The following is a 6,152-nucleotide window of genomic DNA, read 5'->3' on the forward strand; positions in this document are numbered from 1 at the left end:
GGCACTGCGCGAGCGCAACGTCACCGGCTACGTCGAGATCGGCCCGGACGGGGTGCTCACCGCCCTCGCCCAGGCCGTCCTGGCCGAGGCCCCGGCCGGCGGCCGGGCCCCACTGGTGGTGCCCGCCCTGCGCCGGGACCGCGCCGAGCCGAGCACCCTGCTGCGCGCGCTCGCCGCGCTGCACACCCACGGCGTCTCCCCGGACTGGTCCGCCGTCTACGCCGGTACCGGCGCCCAGCGGGTCGAGCTGCCCACCTACGCGTTCGACCGGCAGCGCTACTGGCCGGAGCCGCCGCCGTGGGCCGCCCTCGTGGCCGCCGACGAGGCCACCGAGGGTCGAGCGCCGCTTTTCTGGGCCGCGGTCGAGGCCGAGGACCTGGAGTCGCTGGCCCGCGACCTCGACGTGCACCGCGACCAGCCGTTCGGCACCGTGCTGCCCGCCCTGTCGGCGTGGCGCCGGCGCGGCCGGGAGCAGGCCCTGGTCGACGGCACCCGCTACCGGGCGGTCTGGGAGCCCATCGCGGAGACCTCGCAGGAGCAGGACCCCGGCCGGTGGCTGGTGCTGCTGCCCGCCGACCGGGCCGACGACCCCGACCTGCACTCCTGCACCTGGGCCCTGGGCGCCGAGGTGAGCATCGTGCCCGTGGACACCGCCGCCGACTCCGAGGAGCTGTGCGGCGGGTTCGCCGACGTGCTCACCGAGGCGCTCGGCGCGGGCGACGGGCCGCTGTCGATCCTGTCCTTCCTCGGCCTGGACGACGCCCCGCACGCCGAGCACCCGGCGCTGCCGCGCGGCCTCGCCGCGACCGTGCACCTGCTCCAGCAGCTCGTCGACCTCGACGCCTCGGTCCGGCTCTGGTGCGTCACCCAGGGCGCCGTCGGCCTCGGCGACGGCGACGCCCCGGCCAACCCGCGGCAGGCGATGCTGTGGGGCCTGGGCCGGGTGGCCGCGCTGGAGCAGCCCGCCCGCTGGGCCGGGCTGGTCGACCTGCCCACTGACCTGGAGCCGTGGACGGCGATGCGTCTCGGCGGCATCCTCACCGGCGGCGGCGTGGAGGACCAGCTCGCCGTCCGCGAGTCCGGGGTGCTGGTGCGGCGGCTCGTACCGGCCACCACCACCGACGGGGAACTCACGCCGTGGCAGCCCCGGGGCACGGTGCTGATCACCGGCGGCGCCGGTGCGCTCGGTGGGCACGTGGCCCGCTGGGTGGCCGCCGAGGGCGCGCAACGGGTGGTGCTGACCAGCCGGCGGGGGACCGGCACCCCGGGCGCCGCCGAGCTGATCTCCGAGCTGGCCGGGCTCGGCGTGGACTGCCGGGTGGTCCGCTGCGACGCCGCCGACCGCGCCGCCGTCACCGACCTCCTGGCCGATCTCCGGCGGGAGGGGCCGCCGCTGCGCGCGGTGGTGCACGCCGCGGGTGTCAGCGAGGTGGTGCCGCTGGCCGACACCACCCTGGAGGACCTGGCGTACGTCATCGCCCCGAAGGTCTGCGGCGCCGAACACCTCGACGAGCTGCTCGGCGACGCCGAACTGGACGCGTTCGTGCTCTTCTCGTCCATCGCGGCGGTGTGGGGCAGCGGCGGACAGGGCGCGTACGCGGCCGGTAACGCCTACCTGGACGCGCTCGCCGAGCGGCGACGCGGCCAGGGCCGGGCGGCCACCTCCATCGCCTGGGGACCGTGGACCGAGTCGGGCATGTACACCGAGGGTGCGGCGGAGCAACTGCGCCGCCGCGGCCTCCAGGTGATGCCGCCCGGAGTGGCGATGGCCGGGCTGCGGCACGCCCTGGCGGTCGGCGACAGCTGCGTCACCGTCGCCGACGTCGACTGGGCCACCTTCCAGCCGCTGTTCACCTCGCTGCGGCCCAGTCCGCTGCTGGCCGACCTGCCGGCCGTACGCGGGCTGGCCGCCGCCCCCACCGAGGCGCCGGAGGCGGTCGCGCCCGGCACCCGGGACCTGCTCGCCGGGCTGCGTGCGCTGCCGGACGACGAGCGGCGGGCCGCACTGCTGGAGATGGTGCGGGTCGACGCGGCGAAGGTGCTCGGCCACCCCTCCGCCGACGCGATCGAGACCGACCGGGGCTTCCTGGATCTCGGCTTCGACTCGCTCACGGCGGTGGAACTGCGCAACCTGCTCACCGCGGCGACCGGGCACGACCTGCCCACCACCGTCGTCTTCGACTACCCCACCCCGGACGGCCTGGCCGGCCACCTGTACGAGCAGCTCTTCGCGGGCGCTGCGGGGGACGACGGCGACGGCGGCGACGAGGAGTCCGTGCGCCGGGCCCTCGCCGCGATCCCGCTCGACGAGCTGCGGCAGGCGGGCCTGCTCGACCAGCTGCTCCAGCTGGCCCGTACGAGTGCCGGCACGCCGGCCGTGGCGTCCGCTGCCCCGGTCACGCCGTCCGCACCCGAGACCCAGATCCGCGAACTCGACGTCGCCGGCCTGGTCCGGATGGCCCTGGAAGGCTCCGACTCGTGACCCGGCCGGCCCTGAGGAGCGCCCGATGAATGTTTCCCTGGACGAGGTCGTCGGCGCGCTGCGTGCGTCCCTGCTCGACAACCAGAAGCTCAAGCAGCAGAACCAGCAGCTCACCGCCGCGCTCAGCGAACCGGTGGCGATCATCGGCATGAGCTGCCGGTTCCCCGGCGGTGTCGGGTCACCCGAGCAACTGTGGGACCTGGTGGCCGCCGGCGGCGACGCGATGTCGGCGTTCCCGGACGACCGGGGCTGGAACCTGGGCGCGCTCTACGACCCGGACCCCGACCCCGACAGCCGGGGCACGTTTTTTTTTGCGTGAGGGCGGGTTCCTCTACTCCGCCGGGGACTTCGACCCGGCGTTCTTCGGCATCAGCCCCCGCGAGGCCCTCGCCATGGACCCGCAGCAGCGGCTGCTGCTGGAGACCGCCTGGGAGGCGTTCGAGCGGGCCGGCATCGACCCCACCCGGCTGCGCGGCGCGCCCACCGGTGTCTACGCGGCCACCAGCAGCCAGGGTGACTACGCGGCCCTGCTCACCGGGGTCACCGGCGGCGTCGAGGGCTACCTCGGCACCGGCAGCGCCGCAGCCGTGGCGAGCGGCCGGATCTCCTACGCTCTCGGGCTGGAGGGGCCGGCGGTCACCGTGGACACCGCGTGCAGCTCGTCGCTGGTCGCGCTGCACCTCGCCTGCCAGGCGCTGCGGCTGGGCGAATGCACGATGGCGCTGGTCGGCGGGGTGTCGGTGATGGCCACCCCGACCGTCTTCGTGGAGTTCTCCCGGCAGCGGGGCCTGTCCACCGACGGCCGGTGCAAGTCGTTCGCCGCCGCCGCCGACGGCACCGGCTGGTCCGAGGGGGCCGGCATGCTGCTCGTCGAGCGGCTCTCCGACGCCCGCCGCAACGGCCACCCGGTCCTCGCCGTGCTGCGCGGCAGCGCCGTCAACCAGGACGGTGCGAGCAGCGGGCTGACCGCTCCGAACGGCCCGTCGCAGCGCCGGGTGATCCGGCAGGCTCTGGCGAACGCGGGGCTGGGTGCCGACCAGGTGGATGTCGTCGAGGCGCACGGTACGGGCACCACGTTGGGTGACCCGATCGAGGCGCAGGCGCTGATCGCGACGTATGGGCAGGGTCGGTCCGCGGATCGGCCGTTGTGGCTCGGCTCGGTGAAGTCGAACATCGGGCACACGCAGGCGGCGGCGGGTGTGGCCGGGGTGATGAAGATGGTGCTGGCGATGCGGCACGGGGTGCTGCCGCCCACGCTGCACGTGGACGAGCCCACCCCGCACGTCGACTGGTCGGCCGGGGCGGTGTCCCTGCTGACCGGCCCGCAGCCATGGCCGGAGACCGGGCAGCCACGCCGGGCCGCGGTCTCCGCGTTCGGCATCAGCGGCACAAACGCACACGTCGTCATCGAGCAGGCCGCCGCGACGGACACCGACGACGTCCGGCCGGCCGGTACGCCCGCCCCGCCGGTACCGTGGATCGTCTCGGCCCGCTCCGCACCGGCCCTGGCCGGGCAGGCGCGGCGGCTGCTGGCGCATCTGGCCGATCACCCCGATCTGACCCCCGCCGACGTGGCGTACTCGCTGGTCACCACCCGGGCGGCCCTGCCGTACCGGGCAGCGGTGATCGGCGGGGACCGCGACGCGCTGCGGGCCGGCCTGCACGCGGTCGCCGAGGAGCGCGACACCCCCGGCGTGGTGCGAGGCGTGGCCCGCCCGGCCGGCAAGGTCGCGTTCCTCTTCACCGGGCAGGGTGCCCAGCGCCTCGGCATGGGCGCCGAGCTGTGCCGCCGGTTCCCGGTCTTCGCCGCCGCCTTCGACGAGGTGGCCGGGGAGCTGAACCGGCACTTGAGCCGGCCGCTGCGGGAGGTGGTCTTCGCCGAGGCCGACTCGCCCGGCGCGGATCTGCTGGACCGTACCGAGTTCACCCAGCCGGCGCTGTTCGCCTACGAGGTCGCCGCATACCGGCTGGTCACCGCCTGGGGGCTACGCCCGCAGTTCCTGCTCGGCCACTCGGTCGGCGAGCTGGCCGCGGCACACGTCGCCGGGGTGCTGTCGCTGGCCGACGCGGCGACCCTGGTGGCCGCCCGGGCCCGGCTCATGCAGCAGTTGCCGCCCGGCGGGGCGATGCTGGCGGTGCAGGCGTCCGAGGCGGAGGTGGTCCCGCTGCTCGACGAGCGGGTGTCCCTGGCCGCCGTGAACGGCCCCCGGTCGGTGGTGCTCTCCGGCGACGAGGAGGCCGTGCTCGCGGCGGGGCGGCGGCTGTCCGCCGAGGACCGGCGGTCCCGTCGGCTGCGGGTCAGCCACGCCTTCCACTCCGCCCGGATGGACGCCATGCTGGCCGACTTCCGGATCGTCGCGGAGAAGGTCGCGTGGCACCCGCCGAACCTTCCGATCGTCTCCGACCGCACCGGCGAGCCGCTCACCGCCGCCCAGGCCACGGACCCGGGCTACTGGGTCGACCACGTCCGGGACACCGTCCGTTTCCACGCGGGCGTCGCCACCCTCGCCGCCGGCGGCGTCGGAACCTTCGTGGAACTCGGCCCCGACAGCGCCCTGACCGTGCTGGCCCGGGAGTGCCTGCCCGACATGGAACCGGCGGCCTTCGTGCCGCTCGCCCGCCGGGACCAGCCGGAGGCGACCACGCTGCTCGCCGCGCTGGCCGCGGTCGACCTGCGCGGTGCCGGGGTCGACTGGGCGGCTCCCTTCGACGGCAGCGACGCCGCGCGCGTCGAGCTGCCCACCTACGCCTTCCACCGCGAGCGTTTCTGGGCCGGACCCGCCCACAGTGGATCTCATCCCGCCCGCCGCGACCGGAGAGGACGAGGAGTTCTGGGCGGCCGTGGCGCAGGGACGACCGGCCGAGCTGGCCCGCCGAGCTCGGCCTGCCCGCCGACCGGGCAGGACGCGCTCCGCCGACGTACTACCCGCCCTTCCCTCCTACCGGGGGCCGGCGGCGTCGCGGGAATCGGAACCTGAACGGGGTTTCGCTACCGCCCCACTGGGAAACGCGTCGACCTGTTCCCGGCCCGTTACCAACCAAACCGCCGATGAAACCAGGTCCCGGGGCCGGCACCGACGCCAACGCGGTGCTCACCGTGCTGCGCGCCGAGCCTGGAGCCGACGCTGGTCACGGTCGGAGACGACCTGGACGCCGTCGCCCGGCCTCGCTCCCGACGGCACCTGGTCGGTCGTGGTCTCGCTGCTGGCGGCGGAGGACCCGGCGGCCGGCGCGGGAACCGGCGCGCTCGCCGGGACGGCCGCGCTGGTGCGGGCCCTCGCCGCTGCGGGGAACGGCACGCCGATGTGGACCGTGACCCGGGGCGCGGTGGCCGTCGACGCGCACGACGCCGCTCCCGGCGTGGCCGGGGCGTACCTCTGGGGCCTGGGCCGGGTGCTGGCGCTGGAGCAGCCGCGCGTGTGGGGCGGGCTGGTCGACCTGCCGGCGGAGCCGGACGACGTCGCGCTCGCCGCGCTCGCCCGGGTCGTCGCGTCCGGCGGCGACGAGGACCAGGTGGCGGTACGCGCCGGCGGGGTGTATGCCCGGCGGCTCCGCCGGGCCCCGGCCGGCGCCACCGATACGGACTGGCGGCCCCGCGGCGCGGTCCTGGTGCACGGGTCCGCGCAGGTGCGTACCCCGCACCTGCTGCGCTGGCTCGCCGAGCGCGGCG

Annotated in this window: 1 protein-coding gene and 1 pseudogene; both read left to right on the forward strand. The window is 76.0% G+C overall.

Going from position 1 to position 6,152, the window contains the following annotated elements; genetic code table 11:
- A partial coding sequence (locus MCBG_RS00050; protein WP_157560803.1) for a beta-ketoacyl reductase occupies positions 1-2,482 on the forward strand: 2,482 nt, incomplete at its 5' end.
- Between the two features lie 25 nt (positions 2,483-2,507).
- Positions 2,508-6,152, forward strand: a pseudogene (locus tag MCBG_RS00055) (type I polyketide synthase); the annotation flags it as partial.

Origin of the sequence: Micromonospora sp. M42, from assembly GCF_000568915.1 — a bacterium.
Lineage (GTDB): Bacteria > Actinomycetota > Actinomycetes > Mycobacteriales > Micromonosporaceae > Micromonospora > Micromonospora chalcea.